The sequence below is a fragment of the Gimesia sp. genome (assembly GCF_048262075.1).
In the GTDB taxonomy this organism is placed as follows: domain Bacteria; phylum Planctomycetota; class Planctomycetia; order Planctomycetales; family Planctomycetaceae; genus Gimesia.
The window spans coordinates 108,576-134,474 of sequence record NZ_JBLXFK010000012.1; the positions used below are offsets into that span (position 1 = coordinate 108,576).

At 48.9% G+C, this 25,899-nt stretch carries 24 protein-coding genes, 1 tRNA gene and 1 pseudogene; 14 read left to right on the forward strand and 12 right to left on the reverse strand.

Annotation, left to right across the window (positions count from 1 at the left end):
- Window positions 1–112 precede the first annotated feature (112 nt).
- From ACN0YH_RS21045 to ACN0YH_RS21095, 11 genes are all read left to right on the forward strand, one after another.
- The gene (locus tag ACN0YH_RS21045; RefSeq protein WP_417381561.1) at window positions 113–973 is read left to right on the forward strand and encodes an FCD domain-containing protein; all 861 of its coding nucleotides are present in this window, start codon (window positions 113–115) and stop codon (window positions 971–973) included.
- 83 nt (window positions 974–1,056) lie between these two features.
- On the forward strand, window positions 1,057–2,328 hold the full coding sequence (locus ACN0YH_RS21050) for an RNA polymerase sigma factor (RefSeq protein WP_417381562.1): 1,272 nt from the start codon (window positions 1,057–1,059) through the stop codon (window positions 2,326–2,328).
- Window positions 2,329–2,536: 208 nt separating this feature from the next.
- Window positions 2,537–3,022: a VOC family protein gene (locus tag ACN0YH_RS21055; RefSeq protein WP_417381563.1), complete on the forward strand. Its 486-nt coding sequence runs from the start codon at window positions 2,537–2,539 to the stop codon at window positions 3,020–3,022.
- A gap of 57 nt (window positions 3,023–3,079) precedes the next feature.
- Window positions 3,080–3,568 (forward strand): VOC family protein, encoded by a 489-nt coding sequence (locus ACN0YH_RS21060; RefSeq protein ID WP_417381564.1) that lies wholly within the window; start codon window positions 3,080–3,082, stop codon window positions 3,566–3,568.
- A gap of 48 nt (window positions 3,569–3,616) precedes the next feature.
- Entirely contained in the window at window positions 3,617–4,009 is a 393-nt protein-coding gene (locus ACN0YH_RS21065) for a YciI family protein (RefSeq protein ID WP_417381565.1), read from the forward strand.
- Window positions 4,010–4,061: 52 nt separating this feature from the next.
- Window positions 4,062–4,541 carry a DUF1579 domain-containing protein gene (locus tag ACN0YH_RS21070; protein ID WP_417381566.1) on the forward strand — a complete coding sequence of 160 codons (480 nt, stop codon included), beginning with the start codon at window positions 4,062–4,064 and terminating at the stop codon, window positions 4,539–4,541.
- Between the two features lie 16 nt (window positions 4,542–4,557).
- Entirely contained in the window at window positions 4,558–4,920 is a 363-nt protein-coding gene (locus ACN0YH_RS21075; RefSeq protein ID WP_417381567.1) for a YciI family protein, read from the forward strand.
- Between the two features lie 59 nt (window positions 4,921–4,979).
- A complete protein-coding gene (locus ACN0YH_RS21080; protein WP_154897958.1) occupies window positions 4,980–5,339 on the forward strand; it encodes a YciI family protein in 360 nt (119 codons plus the stop codon).
- A gap of 91 nt (window positions 5,340–5,430) precedes the next feature.
- On the forward strand, window positions 5,431–5,865 hold the full coding sequence (locus ACN0YH_RS21085) for a YciI family protein (RefSeq protein WP_417381568.1): 435 nt from the start codon (window positions 5,431–5,433) through the stop codon (window positions 5,863–5,865).
- A 79-nt stretch (window positions 5,866–5,944) separates the two neighbouring features.
- Window positions 5,945–6,346: a VOC family protein gene (locus tag ACN0YH_RS21090; RefSeq protein WP_417381569.1), complete on the forward strand. Its 402-nt coding sequence runs from the start codon at window positions 5,945–5,947 to the stop codon at window positions 6,344–6,346.
- Between the two features lie 101 nt (window positions 6,347–6,447).
- Window positions 6,448–6,855, forward strand: coding sequence for a DoxX family protein (locus tag ACN0YH_RS21095; protein ID WP_417381570.1), 408 nt, complete (start codon window positions 6,448–6,450; stop codon window positions 6,853–6,855).
- A 42-nt stretch (window positions 6,856–6,897) separates the two neighbouring features.
- On the opposite strand, the gene ACN0YH_RS21100 is transcribed toward ACN0YH_RS21095, so the two are convergent.
- Window positions 6,898–8,052 carry a transglutaminase-like domain-containing protein gene (locus ACN0YH_RS21100; RefSeq protein WP_417381571.1) on the reverse strand — a complete coding sequence of 385 codons (1,155 nt, stop codon included), beginning with the start codon at window positions 8,050–8,052 and terminating at the stop codon, window positions 6,898–6,900.
- 244 nt (window positions 8,053–8,296) lie between these two features.
- On the opposite strand from ACN0YH_RS21100, the gene ACN0YH_RS21105 reads away from it, so the two are divergent.
- Window positions 8,297–8,725 (forward strand): OsmC family protein, encoded by a 429-nt coding sequence (locus ACN0YH_RS21105; RefSeq protein ID WP_417381572.1) that lies wholly within the window; start codon window positions 8,297–8,299, stop codon window positions 8,723–8,725.
- A 213-nt stretch (window positions 8,726–8,938) separates the two neighbouring features.
- Here ACN0YH_RS21105 and ACN0YH_RS21110 read toward each other — a convergent pair.
- Window positions 8,939–9,133: pseudogene (locus ACN0YH_RS21110) on the reverse strand (efflux RND transporter permease subunit); the annotation flags it as partial.
- Window positions 9,134–9,334: 201 nt separating this feature from the next.
- On the opposite strand from ACN0YH_RS21110, the gene ACN0YH_RS21115 reads away from it, so the two are divergent.
- Window positions 9,335–11,032 carry a LamG-like jellyroll fold domain-containing protein gene (locus ACN0YH_RS21115; RefSeq protein WP_417381573.1) on the forward strand — a complete coding sequence of 566 codons (1,698 nt, stop codon included), beginning with the start codon at window positions 9,335–9,337 and terminating at the stop codon, window positions 11,030–11,032.
- A 156-nt stretch (window positions 11,033–11,188) separates the two neighbouring features.
- On the opposite strand, the gene ACN0YH_RS21120 is transcribed toward ACN0YH_RS21115, so the two are convergent.
- Complete coding sequence (locus ACN0YH_RS21120; RefSeq protein WP_417381574.1) at window positions 11,189–12,178, reverse strand: aldo/keto reductase; 990 nt, start codon at window positions 12,176–12,178, stop codon at window positions 11,189–11,191.
- 419 nt (window positions 12,179–12,597) lie between these two features.
- Window positions 12,598–12,671 (reverse strand) — tRNA-Pro (locus ACN0YH_RS21125).
- A gap of 407 nt (window positions 12,672–13,078) precedes the next feature.
- On the opposite strand from ACN0YH_RS21125, the gene ACN0YH_RS21130 reads away from it, so the two are divergent.
- Window positions 13,079–13,540 (forward strand): PEGA domain-containing protein, encoded by a 462-nt coding sequence (locus ACN0YH_RS21130; RefSeq protein ID WP_417381575.1) that lies wholly within the window; start codon window positions 13,079–13,081, stop codon window positions 13,538–13,540.
- A 6-nt stretch (window positions 13,541–13,546) separates the two neighbouring features.
- On the opposite strand, the gene ACN0YH_RS21135 is transcribed toward ACN0YH_RS21130, so the two are convergent.
- The 8 genes from ACN0YH_RS21135 to ACN0YH_RS21170 form a co-directional block, all read right to left on the reverse strand.
- Window positions 13,547–14,227, reverse strand: a complete 681-nt coding sequence (locus tag ACN0YH_RS21135; protein ID WP_417381576.1) for an alpha/beta hydrolase family protein — start codon at window positions 14,225–14,227, stop codon at window positions 13,547–13,549.
- Between the two features lie 193 nt (window positions 14,228–14,420).
- On the reverse strand, window positions 14,421–16,094 hold the full coding sequence (locus tag ACN0YH_RS21140) for a sodium:solute symporter family transporter (RefSeq protein WP_417381577.1): 1,674 nt from the start codon (window positions 16,092–16,094) through the stop codon (window positions 14,421–14,423).
- A 32-nt stretch (window positions 16,095–16,126) separates the two neighbouring features.
- Window positions 16,127–17,161 carry a succinylglutamate desuccinylase/aspartoacylase family protein gene (locus ACN0YH_RS21145; protein ID WP_417381578.1) on the reverse strand — a complete coding sequence of 345 codons (1,035 nt, stop codon included), beginning with the start codon at window positions 17,159–17,161 and terminating at the stop codon, window positions 16,127–16,129.
- A gap of 39 nt (window positions 17,162–17,200) precedes the next feature.
- A complete protein-coding gene (locus ACN0YH_RS21150) occupies window positions 17,201–18,319 on the reverse strand; it encodes a mandelate racemase/muconate lactonizing enzyme family protein (protein ID WP_417381579.1) in 1,119 nt (372 codons plus the stop codon).
- Between the two features lie 43 nt (window positions 18,320–18,362).
- Complete coding sequence (locus ACN0YH_RS21155; RefSeq protein WP_417381580.1) at window positions 18,363–19,769, reverse strand: DUF1501 domain-containing protein; 1,407 nt, start codon at window positions 19,767–19,769, stop codon at window positions 18,363–18,365.
- Window positions 19,770–19,786: 17 nt separating this feature from the next.
- On the reverse strand, window positions 19,787–23,152 hold the full coding sequence (locus ACN0YH_RS21160) for a PSD1 and planctomycete cytochrome C domain-containing protein (protein ID WP_417381581.1): 3,366 nt from the start codon (window positions 23,150–23,152) through the stop codon (window positions 19,787–19,789).
- A gap of 42 nt (window positions 23,153–23,194) precedes the next feature.
- The gene (locus ACN0YH_RS21165; protein WP_417381582.1) at window positions 23,195–23,815 is read right to left on the reverse strand and encodes a GntR family transcriptional regulator; all 621 of its coding nucleotides are present in this window, start codon (window positions 23,813–23,815) and stop codon (window positions 23,195–23,197) included.
- Window positions 23,816–24,433: 618 nt separating this feature from the next.
- A complete protein-coding gene (locus tag ACN0YH_RS21170; RefSeq protein WP_417381583.1) occupies window positions 24,434–25,894 on the reverse strand; it encodes a glycosyltransferase family 2 protein in 1,461 nt (486 codons plus the stop codon).
- Between the last annotated feature and the right edge of the window lie 5 nt (window positions 25,895–25,899).

The window sequence follows — 25,899 nt, forward strand, 5'->3', positions numbered from 1 at the left end:
TGAAATGTAAACTGGATGGGAAGGAGAAGCAGTATTCTTTCGCCTCTGGTTTACTGGTTCAGCCTTGTTTTAGGCACTTCACCACAAAGACGGTTAGTCTCAGAATCGCGTCATGTCTCTCAAGAACTACATCAAGAATGACCTGGAAATTCGTTTGCGGAGTGGTCAGGAACTACCGGCTCCGTTGACGCTGGAGTCACTGTCAGAACACTACCAGGTCAGCTTTTCACCGGTTCGGATAGCATTGGCAGAGCTGGTTGAAGAAGGCCTGCTGCAGAAAGGGGCGAATCGCAGACTGGTTCGAAATGCAGAGCAGATTACGCCTCTCAAACAGGGGCAAAGTTCCGAGTTACCAGAACCACCAGCAGACATGTTTGAAGTGATCACAAATGATTTTGTGAAGCTCAGTCTGAAGGGAGAGCCGGTCGATATCCGAGAAGAGGTGACGGCCCGCAGATATAAAATCAGTCGTTCTTCGCTACGGATTATTTTAAATCGCCTGGCGGGTACTGGGATTCTGGATCATATTCCGCGACGTGGCTGGCGGCTCAGACCGTTTCGCCAGGAAGACATGCAGGCTTTTCTCGAAGTCCGGGAGCTGCTGGAGCTCAAAGCACTGGAGTTGGCGAAACCTCATCTTAAGGAAGAAGATCTGCAAAAGATCCTGAACGGTAATGTCATTCCACAGTCTGCGAAAGAAGACGTTCAGATCGATAATTCTTTACATGAATATCTGATCGAAAAAGCGGGTAATTATTACATCAAAGACTTTTTTCAGCGACAGGGCAGGTATTATGATATTCTGTTTGACTGGGAAGATCAGGACCGGGAAACCGCCATTGAAACGGTCAGACAGCATCAGGCCATTCTGACAGCATTGATCAAAAAGGACTGGCGTGCAGCCCGCAAGGCATTGTCCTATCACATTCGGGATAATCATCCTATTTTGAGCAAGATCATTAAGGGAAAGTAGATCCCGCTTGAACTTTCCGCTTGGTCGTTTCATACAGATTGCTTGAACGCGCAGTTTTCGTCTGAGATTAAAGAAGAAGTCAGATGAGTAAGATTTCCTCTGCAGAAATTCGCGAAAAAGTAGACGAAGTTTATCGTAGCGAGTCACGACGTGTCTTCGCGACGTTAATTCGGCTGATCGGTGATTTCGATCTGGCTGAAGAAGCGATGCACGAAGCTTTTGCTGCAGCGGTCGAACAGTGGCACCGTGATGGAATTCCCGCCAATCCCCGATCGTGGCTGGTATCGACTGGGCGTTTTAAAGCCATTGATCATATTCGCCGCAGTGTCCGCTTTGATGAGGCACAGCTTGAAGTGGCACAAAGACTGGAGGGGATAGCGGCCCTGAATTCTGACAAGTCGGATAATGAAGTGGAAGATGACCGCCTGCGGTTGATTTTCACCTGCTGTCATCCCGCGATTGCACCCCAGGTCCAGATTCCGCTGACCTTACGCGAAGTGTGTGGCTTGTCAACGGAGGAAATCGCGAGCGCATTTCTGACTTCGCCTTCCACAATGGCGCAGCGAATCGTACGGGGCAAGTCGAAGATCCGTGATGCGGGCATTCCCTATGTTGTGCCAAACCGGGCTGATCTGCCTGAGCGGCTGGATGCTGTGTTGACGGTCGTGTATCTGGTTTTCAACGAAGGCTATTCTGCTTCGTCAGGCGATTCTTTAACACGTAAAGATTTATCAGAGGAGGCGATTCGACTGGGCCGCCTATTGCTGGCCCTGCTGGATGATGTGGAGGTGAAAGGCTTACTGGCGTTGATGCTGATCCACGAGTCGCGCCGTGAAGCCCGTTCGACTACTGAAGGAGATCTGATTCTGCTGGAAGATCAGGATCGTTCTTTATGGGATCAGGAAAAGATCCGGGAGGGAACGGCACTGGTCGAGCAGGCAATTGCCTCCGGTGAAGTGGGCAGTTATACGATTCAGGCGGCTATCGCATCCGTCCATGCAGTCGCTTCACGCAGCGCGGAGACTGACTGGTCACGTATCGTTTCCTGGTATAATCTGCTGTTACAGGCCAATCCGACGCCGATCATTGAATTGAACCGCGCCGTGGCGATTGCGATGCGTGATGGTGCAGAAGTAGGTTTGCAGTTAATTGATGCGATTCTGATTCGCGGAGATCTCAAGGAGTACCATCTGATCTATGCTGCCCGCGCTGAACTCTGCAGACGACTGGGGCAGATTGAGGCAGCACGAGCCGCTTATGGGAAAGCACTCTCCCTGACGAATCAGACGGCAGAATCTCGGTTTCTGGAAAAGCGTCTGCAGGAACTGGCGCAAATTCAGGCTCAATCTCAGTAAAGTTATCCATTCGTAAGAGAGTGCTATTGCTGGTTTTATGTGGATGAGATTCCCTGTGGGAGACGTGTTTTTCTCAAAATGAAAAAAGTTTCTGCCTGAATGTCGATTTCGCCGGGTTACATTCGACTACAGGGTAAATAAGGTATTTGATTCTCATTGAGAGCAAATACGGATTCTCACATTTTCAGATGCACTGTGGAGGAATACCATGAATTCAGCAAACCAGAACTCAGACGTTAAACCTGTTCCCGAAGGCATGCATACGGTCACACCTCATTTAGTCTGTGACGGGGCGGCCGCTGCGATTGCATTTTATGAGAAAGCCTTCGGTGCAGTCGAACAAATGCGGATGCCTGGACCGAATGGAAGGCTGATGCATGGCTGTATCAAAATTGGTGATTCGCAGGTAATGCTGGTAGATTCAAACAGCGATTGTGGCATTCAAGGTCCCAAAGAATTGAGCGGTTCACCTGTGACACTGCATCTGCAGGTGGAAGACGCAGATGCGTTGGTTGAGCAGGCAGTCACAGCGGGAGCCACATTGAAAATGCCTGTGACTGATATGTTCTGGGGAGATCGTTACGGGCAAGTGGAAGATCCGTTCGGGCATTGCTGGGCGATCGCGACACATGTGCGTGATCTGAGTCAGGAAGAAATTCAGGAAGGTATGCAGGCAATGTTCAGCCAGGGCTGATTTTGCTGTTGTCTGCTTTCAGCTTCTTTATTACTCCAATCATTAGGAATCTGGATCATGTCCAAGGTGCAGAAAATTACGCCATTTCTCTGGTTTAATGACAATGCCGAGCAGGCGATGGAATTCTATCTGTCGGTATTTGAAAACTCGAAGAAACTGAATGTCAATTATTATGGCGCAGGAGCCCTGGGACCTGAGGGTTCGGTCATGATAGCTGCATTTGAACTGGAAGGTCAGCAGTTTCTGGCCTTGAATGGCGGCCCCCTGTTTCGATTTACCGAAGCGGTTTCATTTGCTGTGAACTGTGATACCCAGGACGAAATCGATGAGCTGTGGGAAAAGTTATCTGCAGGTGGAGAGCCGGGGCAGTGTGGCTGGTTGAAAGATCAGTTCGGACTCTCCTGGCAGATCGTTCCCAGTATATTGCCTGAGTTGATGTCAGATCCCGATCCTGCTGTTCCCGGGAGGGTGATGCAGGAATTGATGCAGATGACAAAACTGGATATTGCACGTCTGCAACAGGCTGCGGCTGGAGAGTCATTGTAATTCAATAAATTTCACGATCAGATCATATACATTTCTGGGGAGTAAAAGATGAAATTTGTCTGTCTGGGCTACTACGATGATGCAACCATGGAAGGCAAAACGGAAGCTGAAATGGCAGGGTTCATGGAAGAATGTTTTGCTTACGATGACGAACTCAGACGAGGCGGTCACTTTGTCGGAGGTGAAGCATTACAGCGCGCGGAAGCTGCTGTGACACTGCGAATGAAAGGAGGGCAGGTGGATGTGACCGATGGGCCATTCGCGGAAACCAAAGAGCAGATTGGTGGTTTGCTGTTTCTGGAAGCCCGGGATTTGAATCATGCCATTGCTCTAATGTCAAAGCATCCAGGCGTTCGTTTCGGGCCTTTTGAAATCCGGCCTGCGGATGATGAGATCAACGCTTTAATTAAGGCACGTGATGCAACTGCCGGGAATACCTGAAAGGCAGATATCAGAAAGTCACTTTTTAATAAACTGACAAAAGGATAGTAGGATGTTTGAAAAACCCCAGGTGGAACACAGCTGGCTGGAGCCATTGCTGGGAGACTGGTTGATGGAAACAGAATGTCAGATGGGGCCCGGAGAGCCAACACATCAATCAACAGGCGAAACCACATGTCGCTCGATGGAGGGAATGTGGTATCTGCTGGAAGGCAGGGGAGAGGAACCCGAGGGAGGACGCTGGTCAACGCTGATGACTTTAGGCTACGATGCTAAAAAGAGTTGTTATGTGGGAACGTTCGTGGGGTCTATGATGACCTGTCTGTGGCAATACACGCGTGGTGTAATTAAAGCGGAGAAGAAGCTGATCCTGGATGCAGAGGGCCCCAGGTTTCACGGAGAAGGCATGACGTCTTACAGAGACTCCCTTGAACTGATTGATGACGCTCACTGGATCCTTGCGAGTGAAATCCTGACCGAAGAAGGAGAGTGGCATCAGATTATGACTTCGCACTACCGTCGAAAGACTTAACGGGAGCATTCCGGTTATGAAATTTATGTTACTGGTTTATGCAGAAGCAGATGCCTGGGAAGCAGAAGCACGGAAGCTGGCGATGAAAGAGTCTGTTGCGTTGTGTTACGAACTGGACGCGGAAGGCGAGTATTGTTCTGCTGCACCTCTGCAGCCGGTGACGACCTCTGTGAGTGTGCGAGTTCGTGAAGGAGAAGCATTTATCACAGATGGTCCCTTTGCAGAAACGACGGAACACCTGGGAGGTTATTTTCTGGTGGATGTGAAAAATAGAGAGGCGGCCATCGCGGTCGCACGTCGTATTCCCGGTGCAAGAGTCGGTACCGTTGAGGTGCGTCCCGTGGTTGAACTTACTGATCTGCCTGAGTCGAAATCATAAAACTGGATTCAATTTGACGTGAGTTATTGATTTTTATCGAAGTGTTAAAGGTGAATACGATGAAATATATGCTGCTGATTTATGGTGAAGAAGGAAACTGGACCGAAGAAGAACGGTCTGCCTGCATGGAAGAGTCGATGCAGATTTGCCATGAGTTGAATGACAAAGGGCAATACCTGGCGTCTTCGCCATTACATCTGGTTTCGACGGCTACCAGTGTGCGGGTTCGTGAGGACCGCCGCATTGTTACAGATGGTCCATTTGCAGAGACCACCGAACAGCTGGGGGGATATTATATTATAGATGTCGATCATCTCGACGAGGCGATCGCGATTGCCAGTCGTCTTCCACCGGCGAAGAAAGGGACTGTGGAGATTCGGCCCATTTTCGAGTTGCCGGAAATTCCAGTGAAAAAATAGACCGCGATGTCGAATCCGGTACTACCTGTTAAATAATCGAACAGCAGGCGAAACAGATAGCAGTTCCGAGATGAACAGAGAGGAAAATCAAATGAAAGTCATGGTAATGGTCAAGGCCACTCCCAGTTCGGAAGCAGGTGAAATGCCGAGCGAACAGTTGCTGACAGACATGGGAAACTTCAATGAAGAACTGGCCAAAGCAGGAATCATGCTGGCCGGAGAAGGGCTGCACCCCAGCTCACGCGGTGCCCGTGTTCGTTTTTCCGGTACCAATCGTACGGTGATCGATGGTCCGTTTGCAGAGTCGAAAGAGCTGATCGCCGGGTTCTGGATCTGGCAGGTGGATTCGATGGAAGAAGCGATCAAGTGGGTGAAACGCTGTCCCAATCCCATGTCTGAGGAGTCGGACATTGAAATACGGCCCTTATTTGAACCCGAAGATTTCGGCGAAGAATTTACACCGGAGTTACAGGTGCAGGAAGATCGGATCAGAACTGCTGCGGAGCGGTTGAACTCGGCAGAATAATTATCGCGATTCCCGAGTTTTGTGTTTAAGCGAACGAGAAATCAATCAATCATCACTCACATTGGATTCTGGAGTTGAGATGTCGAAAAAAGTATTCATAAACCTCCCGGTCAAAGATCTGGATAAGTCGATGACATTCTATAAAGCATTAGGATATTCGATTAATGAAAAATGGACAGACGAAACAGCTGCCTGCGTGGTGATCAGCGAGGAAATTTATGCCATGCTGTTGACTTATCCCAAATTTAAGATGTTCACTCCCAAAGAAATTTGTGATGCGACAAAAAGTACGGAAGTGCTGGTGGCATTATCCTGTGAGAATCGGGATCAGGTAGATGAACTGGTAAAGAAAGCTGTTGCTGCCGGGGGAAGTATTTATAATGAGCCCCAGGACCATGGCTTTATGTATGCACACGGCTTCCAGGATCCGGATGGTCATATCTGGGAAGTGTTCTATATGGATCCTTCTGCAGCCGAGTGAATTTCAATTGCGATCTTAAACAGAACGATAGCGTTCTCTGTTTGATGTATATGTTTTGATCTGTTTATCACTGCTTCCCGGCTCTCAACCAGGGATTGATTATGAATGACGCCATATCCACCCCGAGTCAACGCCCTCAGACTGCACTGGTCTGGATTGGTCGTCTGATTGCTGCTGCCATGGCTTTCCTGTTCGGAATGAGCGGAGTGATGAAACTTAAAGGAGGCCCTGAACTGGCAGAAGGCATGGCTCATCTGGGACTGCCCGACTCAATGGTGGTTCCGCTGGCGGTTCTGGAGCTGACCTGCCTGGTACTGTATCTGCTTCCCTGGACGTCGGTGCTGGGAGCCATTCTATTGACCGGCTATCTGGGCGGTGCGATCTGCATTCATTGGCGCGTCGGCGATCCCTTTGTCGTTCAGGCGGGAATTGGCGTACTGGTCTGGCTGAGCCTGTTTCTGCGCGACAAACGATTGTGGAAGCTGATTCCTTATCGTTCTCTAAAGTAACTGTCGAGATTGAATTGATGTGGAATAGAAATCTCGGACCAGCTAATCGCTGCGGAGCGCCGAGAAATCTTTGAATGGTTTCTTGAAGGGCCTGTCAGCCGTGTAGCGGTGTGATGTCATCCAGGAGAATTCACGCTTGTTGTTGTTAGCCGGGTCTGGTTCCGGGAGTGCCACTCCATCTGCTTCAACATAGGCGGTGCGAACGATCCGTACCGGTTTTAATGCAGGAGGTGCCAGTTCGTAGTTGGTGCCTTTTGTCAGAAGCAGCCAGCTGTTTTCACGAAAACCGGAGCGAAGCCTGTGTCGGGCTGCTGTGGTAAGCGATCGCTTTATTGGTGGAGTCAGTTCGCTTGAGGCCTGAATTGATTTAACCATTTTCTGAGTTTCCGAAAGATCAAAACTGACCCAACCATACGGGGGCAGGAAGGCTTCCATTTTACAATGCGAGGGTGAGTTCTTGGGGAAGAGGGCCAGTCCGTAGGTGACACGTGTAGGATATCCCAGAGCCCGTCCCAATGTGGCACATAAACCATGGTAATCACTGCAGTGGCCGCGTCGTTTGTTAAGGGCGTGATTGGCATCGGCCTGTAACGACGCGTTGATGTGATCGTAGGTCAGATTCTGATCAATCCAGCTCATCGCCTGCATCAAATCTGGGTTTTTCATTTCGTTCTTATTCCCGATCTGCTTCAGCACCTGTTGAAACTGTTGCTGGTCCTGAATGGTTTGCGGTGTCAGATAAGGGGCGAACTGGGCGGGCCAGTTTGTGACCATTTCGACAGCTTCCGGTTTGATTTGCCAGTTCAGATTCCAGAGCTTTGCCTGAAAGCGATGAGTAATGATCTGGGCGCCATGCGGATTATGAAACTCAAAGTAAGCAAAACGGTTTCCGTAGACTGGTTCACTGGAGACCTGCGGTTTGACTTTTTCTGGAAAGGTACTGAAGAGACTCTCTGAAATTTTCTGCGCTACATCGGATTGGGGGACCGGAACCCATACTTTCAACACTTTGCAGTGATAAGGGGGAGTCACAATGATTGAGAACTCCACGTCATGGGTAACGGGTCCACTTTTTTTCGCTGTATAGGGAGTGTCTGGTTTAAAGGGAGATGGGGGCTCCGCGAGAACGGTGGTGCAGGGGACCAGAATGATGATAAATAAGAGGATTTGATAACTATATGAATTGCGGTGACACATGGTTTGGATTCCTCTTTTTTAACCTGATTTTGAGGTTAGATGTTATCAAGATCTTAAGAATGATAGATTGTAGTCTTGGGGCCGGGTAACTCGCAATGGTGGGATTCTCAATCTGATTGATTTTTAATCATCAAGATTTACTGTGGATGTGTTTGTCGGCTGGAACGTGACAGGATGCTGAGAATTGATTAAGCTGACGGGACGGTGTTGTAAATAGTATCCAATCAAAATAAAGGAGTTTGTTATGACAATTAAAAGAACAGGATCTGCAGTCTGGCAGGGTGGGCTTAAGGATGGAAAAGGGACAGTATCAACCGAGAGTGGTGCTCTGACCAGTTTACCCTATGGTTTCTCCAGCCGTTTCGAAGGTGAGCAGGGAACGAACCCTGAAGAGCTACTGGGAGCTGCACATGCGGGGTGTTTCTCAATGGCCCTGTCGAAGATTCTGGGCGATGCCGGTTTCACAGCCGACAAGCTGGAGACTTCTGCTGAAGTCTCGTTAAATCAGGTTGAAGGGGGTTTTGCGATTAATGCGATTCACCTGACCTTGAAAGCCAGCGTTCCAGGAGCAGATGCTGCCAAGGTGGAAGAACTGGCCGACATGGCGAAAGCCGGCTGCCCCGTTTCGAAACTGTTTAACGCTGACATTACTCTGGATGTGACAGTAGCCTAGATCGCATCACATTTTTGCATAGCGTCTCGCGGCCTATTACACTCGGTTCACATGTCCCTGGAGACGCTACAGTAAAGCTGGGCACAGTCAAACCAAGAGTCGCGATCGAAATACGAAAAACCTCGGCATCGCTATTGTATCGATGCTGAGGTTTTATTTTATAACTGGTTGTCGAGAAATGTCTCGGGCTTCACATCATGTGGACAGGTCTGCTCACGAAAGGTGACCATTTTCGTAGCATGACATAGGAGTCAGAAAGAGTCCAAACAGATTGACACCCAGCATTCCGCTGAAAACTGCTGTGCCCAGTACATGTTGCATTTCAGAACCGGCGCCAGTGGCAATTACAAGGGGAATGACACCCACGGTAAAGGAAAAGGCGGTCATCAGAATCGGCCGCATGCGGCAGGCAGAGCGGGGCAGAAGCCATTGTATGATGTCGCTGATCTGGCAATGCAGCCATTTGTGGACTGAGTAAGAACTTCATCGCAAATTCATCACAACGCGGTTGAGTATTCAAAACAGGCCGCGCTATACTATAGTCTTATCTGGCTGAAGAGATTTTTACTGAAGCCAGTTCTAATCACTCGCCTGATGGAAAGAACTGTGATGAGCAACTTGAAACAGATAGCCGGCATTTTCTGTCTACTTCTCTCTGAGATTCTTCTGTTACCTCCATTATCGGCGGCTGAGACTAATGGGGATCGAACAAGCAAACGCGTGTTAATCATCGGCATGGATGGCACGCGACCGGATGCGCTGTTGAAAGCGAAGACTCCGACGTTTGACAGATTGGTTCACGAGGGCGCGTTTACAGATCAGGCACAGATCCTGGGCGAACGATATCAGAAAAATGATACGATCAGTGGGCCCGGCTGGTCGAGTATTCTGACCGGTGTCTGGGCCGACAAACATGGTGTACAAGATAATAATTTCAAAGGCAAGAACTACGAACTGTTTCCGCATTTTTTCAAACGACTGAAGCGGGAGCGACCTGATGCAAAGACAGCATCACTGGTCTCGTGGGAGCCGATCCATGAACACATTTTGTCCGAAGCGGATATTGCTGAGGTTGAGTCATTACCACGTGTAAAAAATCAGACCGCGGATTTAAGTGTTTCTGCATCAAAACTCAATATCGATACTCGGGATGGAAAATGGCATCATTTGCTGGCTGTCCGTAAACAGGATGTATTGCAGTTGTATCTCGACGGTAAGCAGATCGCTACGCTGCCCGGAGCGGATCTGGATTTTGAGCTGGGCGGAGACTTTTATTATCTGGGGCGAGATTCCCGTGCGGGGCAAACCTGCTTTCATGGTCAACTGGATGATATCCGAATCTGGAAGCGGGCGTTATCGACTGAGGAAATTGCACTGTCGGTAAAAGGAACGACCGGAGCGAGTCCATCGGTGGATCGCAAAGGACTGCTTGCTGAGTACACATTTGAATGCAAGCCGGAAAGCGATGCCCAGGACGGACAGTTCTCTGATATTGCCGATCATGCTGGAGGTCTTTTTCCAGCGAAACCAGTTTCACCTGCATCGGAACTCAAGCTGGTGAAGCAAAGGAGCGGTTCGGATTCACAGGCACTGGAATTGCCTGTCAATGGCAACAAAACGCATGGCTTGAAAATAGCGATGAAGAAACCGTTACAAGAAGTCACTCGATCGGATTTCACCTTAGAAGCTCGTTTTCAGACGACGGATAAGGGCCGTAATATTTTAATGGGTAATTATGATGGGAAAGCCGGCGCATTAAATCTGGAATTGCATCAAGACAATACCGTGCGAGTTTATGTTCAACCTCCTGATCCCCGTAATGCGGGTTCACTGGAACGGGAAGGAGAGCGTGACAAAATTATCGCAGCCAAGGCAGCACGCATCCTGAGAGAAGAGAATCCGACTGCGATGTTTGTCTATTTTCATCAGACCGATGCCACCGGACATGCGATTGGATTCAGTCCGGATGTTCCCGAGTACATTTCGGCGATTGAGAAGGTTGATGCGTGTGTGAAAACCGTTCTCAGAGCAATGCAAGCCCGTCCCAATTATGAAAACGAAGACTGGCTGACCATTGTCTGCACTGACCACGGTGGCCTGAAACGTGGTCATAGTAAAGGTCATCAGGTGCCAGAAATTCGCCGGGTCTTCCTGATTGTCCATGGACCCTCAGTAAAACCGGGGCGCATCGAGCAGCAGGCCTATCTGGTGGACGTGACAGCAACTGCGCTGGCACATCTTTTGGGTGAGATCGAAGAGCAATGGCAGTTGGACGGTAAGGCAGTTGGATTGAAGGCAGAAGACTAGATTGTACCCAGTTTTACTCTAGCGTCTCCAGGGCCTTGTGGACCGGGTATAATAGATTGAGAGATCCTATGGCTAAAAGTAATGTGCTCTCGTTTCGGGTTTGATATCAAGGGACCTGAGTCGTAGAAACGGACTCAGGCTCAAAGTGATCATAATTTAACGATTGATCATTTTCATTGCCGCTTCGGGATAGCGTTCGCCGCTTGCTTCAATCCGTGCTGCCCCTTGTTCGATTTGACTGAGTTCCCCCTCAGTGAGCTCAATGGAAGCGGCAGCCATGTTCTCTTCCAGTCGATGTAATTTGGTTGTACCCGGAATCGGGACGATCCAGGGTTTCTTTGCAAGCATCCAGGCCAGGGCTATCTGTGCAGAGGTCGCCTGCTTCTGACTGGCAATTTCTGCCAGGAGATCGACGAACGCCTGATTCGCTTTTCGATTTTCGGCGGAAAGACGCGGGACCTTGTTACGAAAATCACTGCTTTCAAACGTGGTGTTCTCGTCCATTTTACCGGTGAGGAACCCCTTACCCAACGGACTGAAGGGCACGAAACCGATTCCCAGCTCTTCCAGAGTGGGCAGAATTTCTTCTTCCGGTTCGCGCCACCAGAGCGAGTATTCACTTTGTAACGCCGCGACGCGTTGAACGGCATGTGCCCGTCGGATGACATCCACCCCCGCTTCTGATAAGCCAAAATGTTTGATTTTGCCAGCTTCAATCAGCTCCTTAACCGTACCGGCGACGTCTTCGATCGGTACATCGGGATCGACGCGATGCTGATACATCAGATCAATATGATCGGTTTGCAGTCTCTGCAGGCACGCATCGGTCACTTTTCGGATGTGCTCTGGTCGGCTGTTCAAGCCGGTCTGATTTCCCTGATCGTCGATAGCGAAGCCGAATTTGGTGGCTATTTTAACCTGATCTCGAACGGGAGCGAGTGCTTTACCGACCAGTTCTTCATTCGTGAAAGGACCGTAGACTTCGGCCGTGTCAAACAGGGTGACACCCAGATCGACGGCTGCACGAATCAGTGAAACGCCGGTTACTTCATCAATGGGCTGGCCGTAGCCAAAACTCATTCCCATGCAACCGAGTCCCAGCGCGGAAACTTCGAGGCCACTATTGCCGAGTTTGCGAGTTTTCATAGTTCTTCAGTTTCTATGGTATCAATATTGATTGTTGTTAGAACGCATCACATTTAACTATAGCGTCTCTCAATTTAATAGACTCGTGCCAAACAGCCAGTGAAACGCTACTGTAAAACTGAACACAGTCTAGCTCTCAGCAATGTCATCTCGAATCAGAAGTCATACTCCGGGGGGGGAAACTGAATTCACAAAATTGCGGAGCGTCAGTAATCCAGATGAGGAGTCTATAGTCAGGCAGAGATTGCAGTTTAGATCAATTGGCTCTTATGTGATACAGAGAGAGCGATCTCTGTATTGCAAACCTGTTAAGGATTATTCTTACCACATAATCCATCTGTCTTGTAAATGATGTAAGTCGCTTTGTTAAAAAAATAAGCCCTCCGACATACTCGCCGAAGAGCTTATTTTAAAGATAGTCGGGACGACAGGATTTGAACCTGCGACCTCTACACCCCCAGTGTAGCGCGCTACCAGGCTGCGCCACGTCCCGATTGTTGAAAACTCTAGCTGTAAGGCTCAGAGTTCTATAACTTACTGTTGATTCGCACTTTATCGCACGCTCGGACAAGAAATTCAAGATAACGGGCACACTTACCCGCTTTTGTCTGCAAAATAATTTCCTGTATTCCTTAAATCTGCTGTTTTCACGATCGATTTAATGTATTGAAACAAGGAGTTGTGAAGAGGTTCGCAGTTTCTCAGATCGGGATCGTGTTTGTGGGTGGTTGTTAAGGTGTTATTTATAAATGACTTACGTATATCGAGGGGCATTTATCATAGAGAAACTTGTCTTGGCAGAAATCCAGTATCTCAGTAAAATCCCCGCTCTTCTATCGGGTTTCCCAACCCGAGATCGAATTATTTTGCCGTTCACGTTACTTCTGATTTCAATTATCCATGTCCGATTCCTGTCAGCCTGAGATTTCCGGATTTTGCGGCGAATTAACCGTGAATACAAAGCGGCGGTATCTGCTTGCGCTGCTGGTCCTGTTGGCGATTTCTCAATCTGGCTGTGTCCATCGGAGAATGACGATCCGTTCCATTCCCTCCGGTGCCCTGGTTAAAGTGGATGGGGATGAGATCGGGTATACTCCGGTCTCCGTCGATTTCACCTATTATGCAACACGGGAAATTACATTAACCAAAGATGGCTATGAAACTCAATCCGTTATGCAGAAAGTGAAAACTCCGTGGTATCAGGTCTTCCCTTTGGATGCGGTGTCGGACAATTTGCTGCCCTTCGAAGTGACCAATCGGCACGAGTTCACCTACCAGTTGCAGCCCAAGGTGGTTGTGCCGACTGAAGAGTTGCTGAACCGCGGGAATATGCTGCGCAACGATACTCAGATTGGACCGTGACCAATTTTAACGCCGATTCTGCTGCGCTGATTTTTCCATCATGAATTTTAGAATGGAATAACTGTCCTCATAGGATGTCGAATGTCCTGCCTCTGGGCGATCTATGAGCAGAACCGGTCTGTTAAGCTGTTTGAGGATCTGGGCGAGTCGACGGGCACTGTCGGGAGGCACCAGATGGTCCTGACCGCCAACGGAAATACTGACGGGCATGGTGAACTTTTCCGGCCAGTATTCGGCACTGCGTTTTTTATACTCAATGGGAATATCCTGTTTCGTGCCTCCGAATGATGTCTGGATGGCGGGCTGAAACTGATCATATTCCAGGTGATTGGCTGTGGGATTCATCGCCGCGACCCCGTCAATCAGTTCGGGATGCAGAGCTGCAAAGGTCAGACTGGAAGAGCCTCCCATGGACCCGCCACACAGATAGACCTGCTTGATCTGATACTGTTTTTTGAGGTCAGCAATAATCTGGACGAGGTCTGCCTCTGCTTTGGGACCCATCCAGGATGTTCGGGCACGGTAGTCGGGGGAGACATACAGCATCTGATACTTCGCGGCGAGATCGCGGGTTGCCTTACATTCCCCTCTCGTCTCTTTCACAAACTGCCAGCGATCCGATCCATGCCCGTGTAAGGCAATCAAGACAGAATGAGGCTTCTGGTCATCAAACGGTTTCGGGAGCATGAGGACGTAGTGTTGCTGGCTCTGATCGCAGCTGGCTATGAATGAGATGTCTTGAGGAGCAGACAGTGCCGGGCCGGGTTCTGCTATGAGTGCTGATGTATTTATTAATAGACAGAGTACTATTAATGACAATCTGATGTGAAATTGATTCATAATGAGAATAATCCTAATTGCCTACCTGCCAGAATGTGGCTTACCAGAAGAATCCAAAAATTATCCAGAAGGAAATCGCGATTAAGACCAGGGCGTACCAGTTCGGATTCAGGTATTGCGGCGTTGGTTTTTTGAAGGGATTGATTTTGATATCCAGCAGTTCTTTCCTGCTGTCTGTGAGCCAGTTCTTTCCTTTCGTCACGTCATCCTGTTTCAGTACCAGTGTTGTTTCTTTTTCCAACCAGCCCCATTTCAAAGCCGCTGAAAACATTGCGAGTGCAGTGACTAACATGGAGCAGGGGAAGGCATACCATTTTTCAGTGAGCAGAGGACTGAGCCAACCGATGTCAACCAGTTCGCGGTCGATGAAGCCGAGTAATCCGAACGACGATCCGGCGATCAGGCCGACAAGACCACTTTGTCGGGGAACACGTGAGAGAACTCCCAGAAGATAGATCGTGAATAGCGGCGTCACAAAAATTGGAATCAGAGTGCGAAAAGCCTGAATCATATTATCATAACGGACAATGAAGGGGATATATAGAAAACCAATGAGCAGGATTCCAACAGTGGCCCAGCGAGTGACTTTAAGGTAATGTTTTTCGGTTTGACTGGTACAAATCCAGCGTGCGTAAATATCGCGTGTGAATAAAGCGGATAATGCGGAGCCGATCGAATCGAAGGTGCTGATGGCGGCGGACAGAATTCCAGCTACGACCAATCCTTTGAAGCCGGGGGACAGAAACTGATTGGCATAATATGGGAATAAGTGGTCTGCTGAGGAGTGTTCTGTGAATTCAGGTACCAGGACGCGTCCCATGACGCCCATCAGCGTCGTGCCAATCATGATAGGCATAATCAGCAGGCAACCGAAAAGTGTCGCCATTTTCATATCCCACAAGGAGCGAGCCCCCATCAGTCGCATAGTCTGCGTATGGTTAACTGTATAATAACCCAGGCCAATAATCGACCAGCCCATGACGATCAGGTAAGGGGAAGTCGACTGGCTGTCCTGAAACTGCCCGATGTGCAGCCAGTTAATCAGCGGCTGACCGTTGGCATCGGTTGACTCTGAAAGTTTCTGAACGGTCTCTGTCCAGCCGCCGCTGGCGGACCAGACTGCACTAAAAATGGTTATGCCGCCAGCGATCATAATCAGACTCTGTAAGGCATCGGTCCAGACAACAGATGTTAAACCTCCCCAGGTCGTATAGGCGGCGGTAAAAATAACGAGAAGCACGATCAGAGACCAGCATTGAACGGGTGAGAAATCAAGTATGCCTTGCAGCATCAGGTAGATGGACCAGATCATCAGGCCGAGCATACTAGTGCGATACTGAATCTGAATAAGTGCGCTGATGGTGCGAATCGATTTTCCGAAACGTGTTTCCAGGTATTCTGCGTTTGTGTAAAAGCCCCCTTTGTAGAGTACCGGTACCACAACGAACGAAGCCAGCACGGCACCGCAGACACTGGCGAGTGTGAACGCTGTGATGATGTGCATGCCGTGGTTGTAGGCGTAGCCGGTGAGCGAGACGGCATCGGCGTTGTCTACACTGGTAGCAAATATGGAGAGCCCCAGTCCCCACCAGGGGAGGGAGCGACCTCCCAGGAACCAGTCGCTACTGGAATGGGTGCTGCGAGCCAGGTAAAACCCGAAGGCGATTACCGACCCATTCAGCACGAATACGATCATCCAGTCCAGCCAGCTCATATGTGTGATCCCTTTTGCTTCGACAGCTGCCGTTAGGAAAATGTTTTCAGAACATCAGCTTCCACATCATGGGCGAGACAGAACAGGATATCGCCTTGACTGGTCAGGGTGGGGCCCCGGTGAGCAATGGCGATTCCTTTTGAGGGGGCGTGGATAATCGTGGGTTCACGATCCGGACGCTCCAGAAAATGCAGTGCCCCTAAAGGCTGGTCTGTCGAAACATCTGCGCCGACATCGACGAAGCTTTCGAAGATGCCTGATTCCGGAGCGAAAATATAATCTTCCGCGTCAAGTGCCTGGATCCAGCGAGTAGGAGGCAGTCCCAGATCGGAGCGTGAGGTTTCTTCACCAGCGAGGACTTTCAGATGAATGAGCACATTCTGCAGACCATTCTGGCAAAGACGGTGTACGGCGGCGTTGGTGACTTCTCCGCCTCCCATTTCCGTTGTGACAACAGTTTTACCCATGTTTTCGGCTTCGACGGGCAGTAGTCCTTTACCAGCGATATCGGCATACAGAAAGGAGAAATCGGTATTATACGCTGTGGTAGCAGCTGCCATACGACGGAGCTGTTCGGGATCTTCAACCAGATGCATGTGAGCGCACGGATAGAAATAGACTCCACGACCTCCGGTATGCAGGTCAATAACGATATCGACTTTGGGAAAGATCTCATGGGTCAGATAATGGGCCATGATGTCAGTGACGGTGCCTTCAGCATTGCCGGGAAAGCAGCGATTCAGATTTTTTCCATCCAGCGGAGAGAGCCGCGTCGCAGCTTTGGCGGCGGGAATATTGATTGCCGGGATGAAGATAATCCGTCCGGAAAGTTCTTCCAGATTCAACGATTTCATCAGTTTCATGATGGCGATCTGTCCCGGGTACTCATCGCCATGATTTCCCGCCATCAACAGGACAGTGGGCCCCTCACCGTGGGCCATGGTTGATATGGGAATCTGTAGTTGTGCCCAGCCGCTCAGATTGTAGGAGAACGGGATATTGAGTGTTCCCCATTGAATGCCGGGCTTATCAAAGTCAATCCTGGTGCTGATCGGAGTTTGAGACATGTTGAAGCTTCTATTTCTGAGTAGGGGAACAGGATTGATTTAGTTTGATTCAGCGACGATATGTGCTGCGACGAATTCTTCATTCAGAGTAATTCCCAGACCGGGGCGATTGGGAACCTGAATCACTCCATTTTCGGCCTGTACTTTTTCGAGAGTCAACTCATGTCGGAGAGGCTCATCTTCCACGCAGTCTTCAAAGATGAAGGCATCTTTGCAGGTGGCTAGCCAATGCAGGCTGGCGGCGACAGTGATCGGACTGGTGTAACAGTGATTACAGGGACGGGCACCGATTTCTGCGACCCGTTGTTTCAGATAACTGGCTTCGGTAAAACCATTGCGGGCCAGGTCGATTTGATAGACATCCAGAGCACGTTGTTCAAAGTAGGGGCGGAACGATTCGCGGCCACACTCTTCTTCGCCGGCTGCGATGGGTACCGGAGAGCGGTCTTTCAACCAGGCATAACCGGCGATGTCATGAGGAAACAGTGGCTCTTCGAGCCAGCCGATATTGTATTCGGAGAAAGCCTGTGCCCGCTGTAAGGCGGTACGGGCATCCCAGACACAGCCGGCGTCGATCAATAAAATGCCATCACCCATGCCTTCGCGGGCGCCCGCGACCAGTTCGATATCGAGTTGTTCCGACTGTCCCATGGGTTCCCAGCCAAACTTGACTGCGGTGTAACCATTTTCAATCCACCGCTGTCCGATGTCACAGGTTTCCTGACCATCTTTACCAAACAGGATCGAGGCATAGGCCTGGAACTCGGTATGATGCTGGCCTCCCAGCAGTCGGTGAATTGGTTCACCAAAGTGTTTGCCTTTCAGATCCCACAGTGCCATATCAATGGCTGCCATGGCTGTGATGGTGACGCCGGTTCTCCCGAAATACATGGTGTGTCGATACATTTTCTGCCAGAGACGTTCTGTTTCAAGCGGGTTTTCACCGATCAGCAATTCTCGCAAACCACAGGCCACATTATGGCTGTAGGGAGCATCAATAATTGCTTTGACGACTTCAGGAGAGGAGTCGGCTTCCCCGATTCCTTCGAGACCATTGTCAGTTTTAATTCTGACCAGAACGGAATCCTGGCAGCTGGCTGTTTTGTTGGTGACAGAACCGGAACGTAAGATCTGACACGTGATTTGTTCAATTTTCATTGATGTTGAGAGCCTTGGTTGAAGAAAAATATGGAATTGTGATTTATGAGATAATGTCTTTGACAACATGACCGTGAACGTCAGTTAAACGAAAATCCCGACCGGCGTATCGATAGGTGAGTCGTTCGTGATCAATGCCGAGTAAATGCAGCATCGTTGCATGCAGATCATGGACGTGAACTTTGTTCTCTGATGCAGCGAAGCCGGTTTCATCGGTGGCGCCGTGGACGTATCCCCCTTTGACTCCTCCCCCTGCCATCCACATGCTGAAGCCGTAATGGTTGTGATCGCGTCCACTCATGGAGGGGAGTTCGGCGACCGGAGTTCTGCCAAATTCGCCTCCCCAGAGCAGGAGTGTGGAATCGAGCATTCCCCGTTGTCTCAGATCGGTCAGAAAAGCGGCGATGGGTTGGTCCCATTGACCACACAAACGTCTTAAGTTTTTTTCAATGCCACTATGATGGTCCCATTCCTGTCCACCACTATGCCAGACTTGAATGAAACGAACTCCTTTTTCCAGGAGGCGACGTGTCATCAACAGTTGACGCCCTTGTAAACCGTCTCCATACATTTCCTGAATGTGTTTAGGTTCTTTGGAAAGATTAAGCACATCCGATGCTTCAAACTGCATACGGTAAGCGAGCTCAAAAGACTGGATTCGCGCTTCCAGCAAGGAATCGTGTCCTCGCTGTTCCAGGTGGCGTCGATTAATTTTCTGCAGCAGATCCAACTGGCGTCGTTGTCGTTTGGGAGTCTGGGGATTATTGATATTTTCAATCAACCGGGAGACAGTCGTCTCTTTGGTGTCGAGATGGGTTCCCTGGAATGCACCGGGTAGAAAGGCTGACCGCCAGTTTTTAGGGCCGACGACCGGAAAACCGTTCGGGCAGAGTACGACAAAACCGGGTAGATTTTCATTAAGGGAACCAAGGCCGTAATTCACCCAGGAACCAAAACTGGGGCGGGGCAGTGCATTGTCGCCGCAGTTCATGAGTAGTAGAGATGGTTCATGATTGGGTATATCAGAATGCATCGAACGAATAATGCACATATCATCAATGTGCGCGGCTGTTTTGTCAAACAGTTCACTGACTTCGATGCCGGACTCACCATACTTTTTAAACTGAAAGGGAGATCCTAGTGCACCCGCTGTCTTGCGCTCCGTAGGTAAATTCGGATTTGGCAGTGGCTTGCCATGAAACTTTTTAAGTAGTGGTTTAGGGTCAAAAGTGTCGACATGTGAAGGGCCCCCGTTCATAAACAGATGCACGACCTGTTTGGCTTGAGCCGGATGATGTCGTGTGACTGGTGTTTCTCTGCCGGCAGCCTGGGTGTTTTCCCTCGCAGTGAGTTCCGCCAGAGCCAGCATGCCTATTCCCATACCGGAGCGGGTCAGCATTTCACGCCGGGAAAACTGCGGTGTCAGTTGTGTAGGCTGATTGAGGGACATGATAAGTTCCTGCCGATTTAATCGATAAATTGAAATTCATTGGATAACAGGAGCACCTGAGCCAGACTCTGCCAGGGAGTAATTTGCATTGGTACAGGTTTGCGAAAATCTTTGGAATAGTTCCACTGATGTGACGGTGGTTGTGGTTCGGCTTCGGAAGCAGGAGTTGATTTTGGCGCATGTTCTGTGATTTCAGGCGACCAGACGAATGAATCGTAGCCGAGCTGCCCGGCAATATCGACGACGAAATCAATCGTCTGGTTTTTCTCCAGTTTGATTGTTTCGATCTCCGTTTTCGCCGTGCTTTCATGTAATGTCCAGGGGCCGAGTGCCAGCTGATTGTTGACCAGTACTCGACCACGAATTCCATTGCCCTGTGGCAGTTCGTGTTTGAGTGTTCCTGTCAGGGACACGGTGATATCTTCAGGAGCACGCCAGCGAATCACTGCGACATGATCCAGATCGTTGCCAGGATGCCCGCCGGTTTGATCTAAAAAGACCCAACCGATTCTGGAATCGGGCAGCTTATCCCCACCTTGATACTGTTTGCCGTTCCAGTGTGGCAGTGTTTGGAAACCGTTTAGAGTTTTTGTTTTCAGGTCGTAGGCGGCGTAGCCATACTCCCACTCGGAGCGAGTTGGTTCTGGTTTGATTTGGACCTGATCTGTATTGAGAAACTCCAGTACTTCGCGGATTTCTGCTTGTGTCGGATCACGCTGTAGAATTTGCTGATAGAGATGATGAATGCCCGCCGACGGAGTGGAAGCTTGTGCTGATTCATTTCCCAGAATGAGTGCAGCTTTGAGTACCAGGGGGTGATTCATCAGAAACAGGGATTGACCAGGGACCGATGTCGAATTTCGAGCACCGGTACTGACATCGGGAGAGGGGAAGTCGAATGTCCGAAGCAGACCGGGAACCGCCTGGCGATTGAGGAAAGTATAGAGAGTACGTCGACGGTTCGAGTCAGCTGTGATCCCTGCGACCGATTTACCACCTACCATTTGCTCCAGTTGATGGCTCACCTGGAGCAGGGTGTCACGCATCGATTCAAAGTCCTGGCGTTGGCGATTCTTTCTCCATAACAGTTTGTTAGCGGGATCGATTTTCTCACCTGCCTCATGTGATTTGCTTGACTGCTGGTAAGTTGCTGACTGCATGATATAACGATGGAGTTTTTTGATGGACCAGTCATTTCGTATGAACCAACTGGCAAGGTGGTCCAATAATTCAGGATGAGTTGGCCGGGCACCCTGAATCCCGAAATCACTGGGGGTGGAGACGATTCCCTGTCCAAAATGATGTTGCCAGACACGGTTCACGATGACCCTGGCTGTGAGTGGATTCCGGGGAGATGTAATCGCATTTGCCAATTCCAACCTTCCACTTCCCTGCTGAAATGGTTCATTGGAGATTTGATTGAAAAAACTCAGATACTTTCTGGTGACCGGTTGACCGGGTGAACCGGGATTACCGCGTTTGAAGACTCGTGGTTCGATAATATGATCGGCATCACGGAGTGTCATCATTTGCGCCAATTCGACCGGAGCCTGTGCGCGGGCCTGGTCGAGTGCGGCATTCAGTTTTTTGACTTTTTCCTGAAGTTTTCTATCTGGAAAAAGTTTTAAAACCGTATAGCCATGTAATGGAATAACCAGTGGTGAATGCGGGCTATAAAAAGAATTCAGATATTCTCGTCTGGCAATCGGAAACGGCCGTTGCTTTTGTTTCTGTTCTGGTTTTCTGGCGGTGACACTTCTGTTAGCCCATTCTTGATCGAATTCATGATAGAGCGTGGCATAGCCGTGAATGATGTCATTGAATTGCTGTGGTTTCATTTTAATCAGATGAGATGCGATCAGATATTCAATTGAGTCAGGATTAGAGCCAGAAATTGTCCGTTCAAGCTCATTTGCAGCTTGGGTAGCAAATATTTCCTGTGGAATCGCTTCCAGTTTCTGCCAGAGCGAAAATACCGGATCCTCGGATTTTTCAGCGATATCAAGAAATTCCTGCCAAAGCAGAAGTACTTCGGGGTTGAGATCATCACCATCCACGATCACATCGAATTTAACAGTATCAGGGCCCTGTCGGCGTGACTGTGCAACGATCAGATATTCTGCCAGGCGTTCCGAAGTGTCCCGTAAAACTTTTTCGTGCTGACTACGGTACAGGTTGTTTAATTCTCTGGCTGCCGACCGCATTTGAGCTGCTTTTTCCTGTAGTTCAGGTAAGAGTTCGTCCTGATTGCGAAACGGCAGGTCGAGGGGCTCAATCGAATTTCGGAAAACACCATACAGCGAGTAATAATCTTCGATGGAAACAGGATCATATTTATGGTCGTGACAACGGGCACATCCGACGGTGAGCCCCAGGAATCCACGCGTGACGACATCGATGCGATCAGAAATGATATCATGGATATCATTTTTGAAGCGTGGTCCCAATGTGATGAAACCGAGAGCTGCCAGTGATTCATGAGTCTGGTCTTCTTTCAGGTAGTCGGCGGCGAGTTGCTCACGGATGAACTGATCAAAGGGTTTGTCCTGATTGAAGCTGTTGATGACATAGTCACGGTAAGTGTAGGCGAAGTGAAAAGTTGGTTTCTCGAAAAATACATAACCTTTGGTATCAGCATAACGTGCCAGGTCGAGCCAGTGTCTGCCCCAACGCTCTCCATAGTGCGGGCTAGCCAGTTGTGCTGTGATAGCTGAATCTACCATGGAGTTACGGTCGTTGTTCGTGAATTGCTGAACCTGTTCTCGTGAGGGCAGTAATCCCGTCAGGTCCCAGAAAATTCGACGCAGGAGTACTGTTGAGTCTGCTGCAGGCGCTGGTGTCAGCCCTGCCTGTTCAAGTCGGTCGAGAATGAAAAAGTCGATTTCATTTTTTGGCCATGCCTTATTTTTTACCTGGGGAATAGCAGGATCTTGAATCGGCTGAAAAGACCAGTGTTTTGTATAATCGATGGTAATCGGCTGTTTTGTGTTTGCAGATTGAGACCAGATGGCTCCCTGCCTGATCCAGGTCGACAGGATATCTATTTCTTCGGGTGTCAGCGAATTGTCGGGGGGCATTTCCAGAGATTCACCACGGACGGCACTGATCAGGAGACTTTTTTCTGGATGATTTACTTTGACAGCCGGACCACTTTCTCCTCCTTTAAGTAGCGCGGCGCGGGAATCAAGTCTTAGTTCGGCAAACTGTTTTTTTGCGCCATGACATTCCTGACAGTGCTTGATCAATAAGGGACGCACATGTTGTTCGAAAAAGAGCTCTTTTTCATTATGGGTGAGCGGAGCGTCTTCTGCCGAGGCGTATTCCGCGGGTGAAGTCCAGAGCAGAGTGAAGAGCCATAACAAACAGTGCAGAATATATTTCATCGCATAAAATTCCGGATAGTGCAAATCAGCATTTCTGCTAAATTATTCAATGTGGTTTTCAATGGTCTGTAATACTTCCGCCAGACTGCCTTCTCGAAGTGACTTGATGATGGGGAGATGTTCCTCATAGATCTGAATCGGTTTTTGGTATTTCAGATGTGATTCCCGAAAGTGCCTGCGGATGCGTGATACCATGGCCGACCAGATGGCGAGGAGATCGGGGGAATTGGCACGCGTCACCAGAGAACGATGAAAGGCAATATCATGTTCCGAGATGAGAGCAAAATCATTTGACTCACATGCCTGTTTCATCTTATTCAGTATCGTTTCCCAGGTAAGAAAGTCGTCATCAGTCAGCTGATCAAAAAACAGGCGAATGGCATATTTTTCAATAGTACAACGCAGGGGAATGATCAGTTCCGTGATTTCATCCGGAGCTGAAGTGGAAACCAGTGCTCCTTTATTTCGATCTGTGTCGACAACCCCTTCCCAGGCGAGTTGCTGAATCGCTTCCCGAATGGGGCCACGACTGACAGAGAATCGTTTGGCTAGATCGACTTCGCGCAGTCGTTCCCCTTCAGCGATCCTGCCGGAGAGAATGTCCTCTCGAAGGCGTTCTACGATTTGTTCGCCCAGTCCGCGAACCAGCTGAGGCTCATTCATTTTTGTTCCTTGAACAAAAGAATTCAGATATAGCAATTTATCATTTAATGTTAATTGTTAACAATCAGAAGTCAAATGAAAATAAAGGAGACTGATACGTTGGGTGTAAATTTATCGTAGTACGGCAGTGTCTGGTCAAAAGACCATGTTTCTCTCTGGGCTAAAAATATTTATCTAAAGTGTGCTCAATGTGGTAAAGGTTGTGAATGAAGAATTGCAATTCAATCGATGTGTAAATCATAGATTGATTGTAAGTGTTATATATGAAAGGAATTGGGGGGATTGTTGAGAGATGGTCTCGGGGTTGCTGTCTGGGCCATGTCTGATTAAACTTATAGTCTGTTGAAATATATATTGATAAACATACGAATTGTTCTTGCTGTTTTCTTTTAAAAAAGAATCAAAAAACTAAATTATTTTTGGAAGAAATCGAATCCAGATCACTATATGCATGGTAGAGGGTGTTATTCATTTTTGTGTTATGCATCAATGAACTCATCATGGAATTGCGCGAGCTCACACGCTTCTTGAGCACACAACGTTAGGGGACTAGTGCCTGCTTCCTATCATTGTGTAAGTGAGCTCGTGCTTTCTTTTTTTGTCTCCCGAAATTATCTGTCAGTACAGTATCTCGGTAGTAGACTTTGCATGGCCGCAGAGCACCGATGGTAGCATCAGCAGGGCGCCCTCCATCGATTTTAGTTGGGAGCACCATTCCCAGTCATGAGCAGGTATGTTTCTGTAGTGGCTATTCCAGTAGCGTGGGGTTCTGTCTTTCCAGTACATCAGGCAGCCAGTTCCGCAATAATCTACTGCACAGGTTTCATTGCCAATATCCGAAAATGCACTCACGACATGATGGTCATCAAACTGCCCGCCGACATATTGGGTTTCTATATGACGATTGCGATAGCATCCAGAGACCGCATTGGGTGGGACCCAGTCAGCTGTCAAGTTTGAGATTAAATTGATACCTGCTTCCAGTGGGACCAGGATGTCGTCTTCAATCAGCCATTGGATATCCCCCCGCATTTCAAATCGCAATCGATTGCAAGCCTGGGCCATAAAACGAGCTGTTTTATCTCTGCGTTCTTTTTCATTTGAGAAAGTGAAAGAAGTTGGGTGTGGAAGTATACGAATTGTTTCAAATGTGTTGACGTAACGGCTGACTTCGGATCTTATCTTTCTCAATGTGTCGCTATTATTGGTATTATCAAGCAGTACCAGTTCTGCTGGTTCAGAGCAGTTGATCAGATTTACTGATTGTGTAAGAGCAGAAATCCACTGGGGAAAAAAGTCAGCCACCCTGCCGCTGATAATCGAACCGATACTGAGACGCGAACAGATTTGTCGCATTTGAGGCAGTAAGATTTCCTGGCGCTGCTGATATTTTGTCTTGATATTTGCTGACCAGGAGTCTGCATGCTGACGATATTGTAGAATCGCGTTACTGCGGACAGGTGTGCCCAGCCGAGAGCCTCGTAATGCCAGATCCCAGTCCCACATGGTATTAATCTTATTCCGCCAGCGGCCTGCGGTTTCAAATGCCTGACGATTCCAGAGCGCGGATGTATTCACAAAATTTCTTAACCAGAGTCGTCCATCTGTCCATTCAGGGGCATTCCAGAGCGTAGAATAATCTCCAAAGGCTTCTGCACCCCCATATACAAACGGGGTATCCGGTGCCATTTTTTCGAGATGCTTTTCTACATAGTCTGTCGGCAGGATGTCATCCCCGTCAAGAAACAGAAGATAATCACCTCTCGCTATTTCAGAACCTCTGTTACGAGTTTCGCAAACACCGGAATGAAAGGGAGATTGTAGAAGAATCAAGCCTTGATTCAGGTACTTTCGAGCGATGCTGATTGAATCGTCAAAACTGCAGTCGTCTGCGTAGATCACCTCGCAAGGAATGCTCTGGTTGAAAGCTGACTCGATCGTCTCTGCCAGGTAGGCCGAGTTATTACGGGCAGCTATGACAATACTGATCCGTTGAGATCGTGCAGGGGAGTGTTCATTGCGAGGTTTTCGTTGTATGTCTGACTGAGTGTCATACGGCCAAATCGCGTTTCCGACCATGAGTG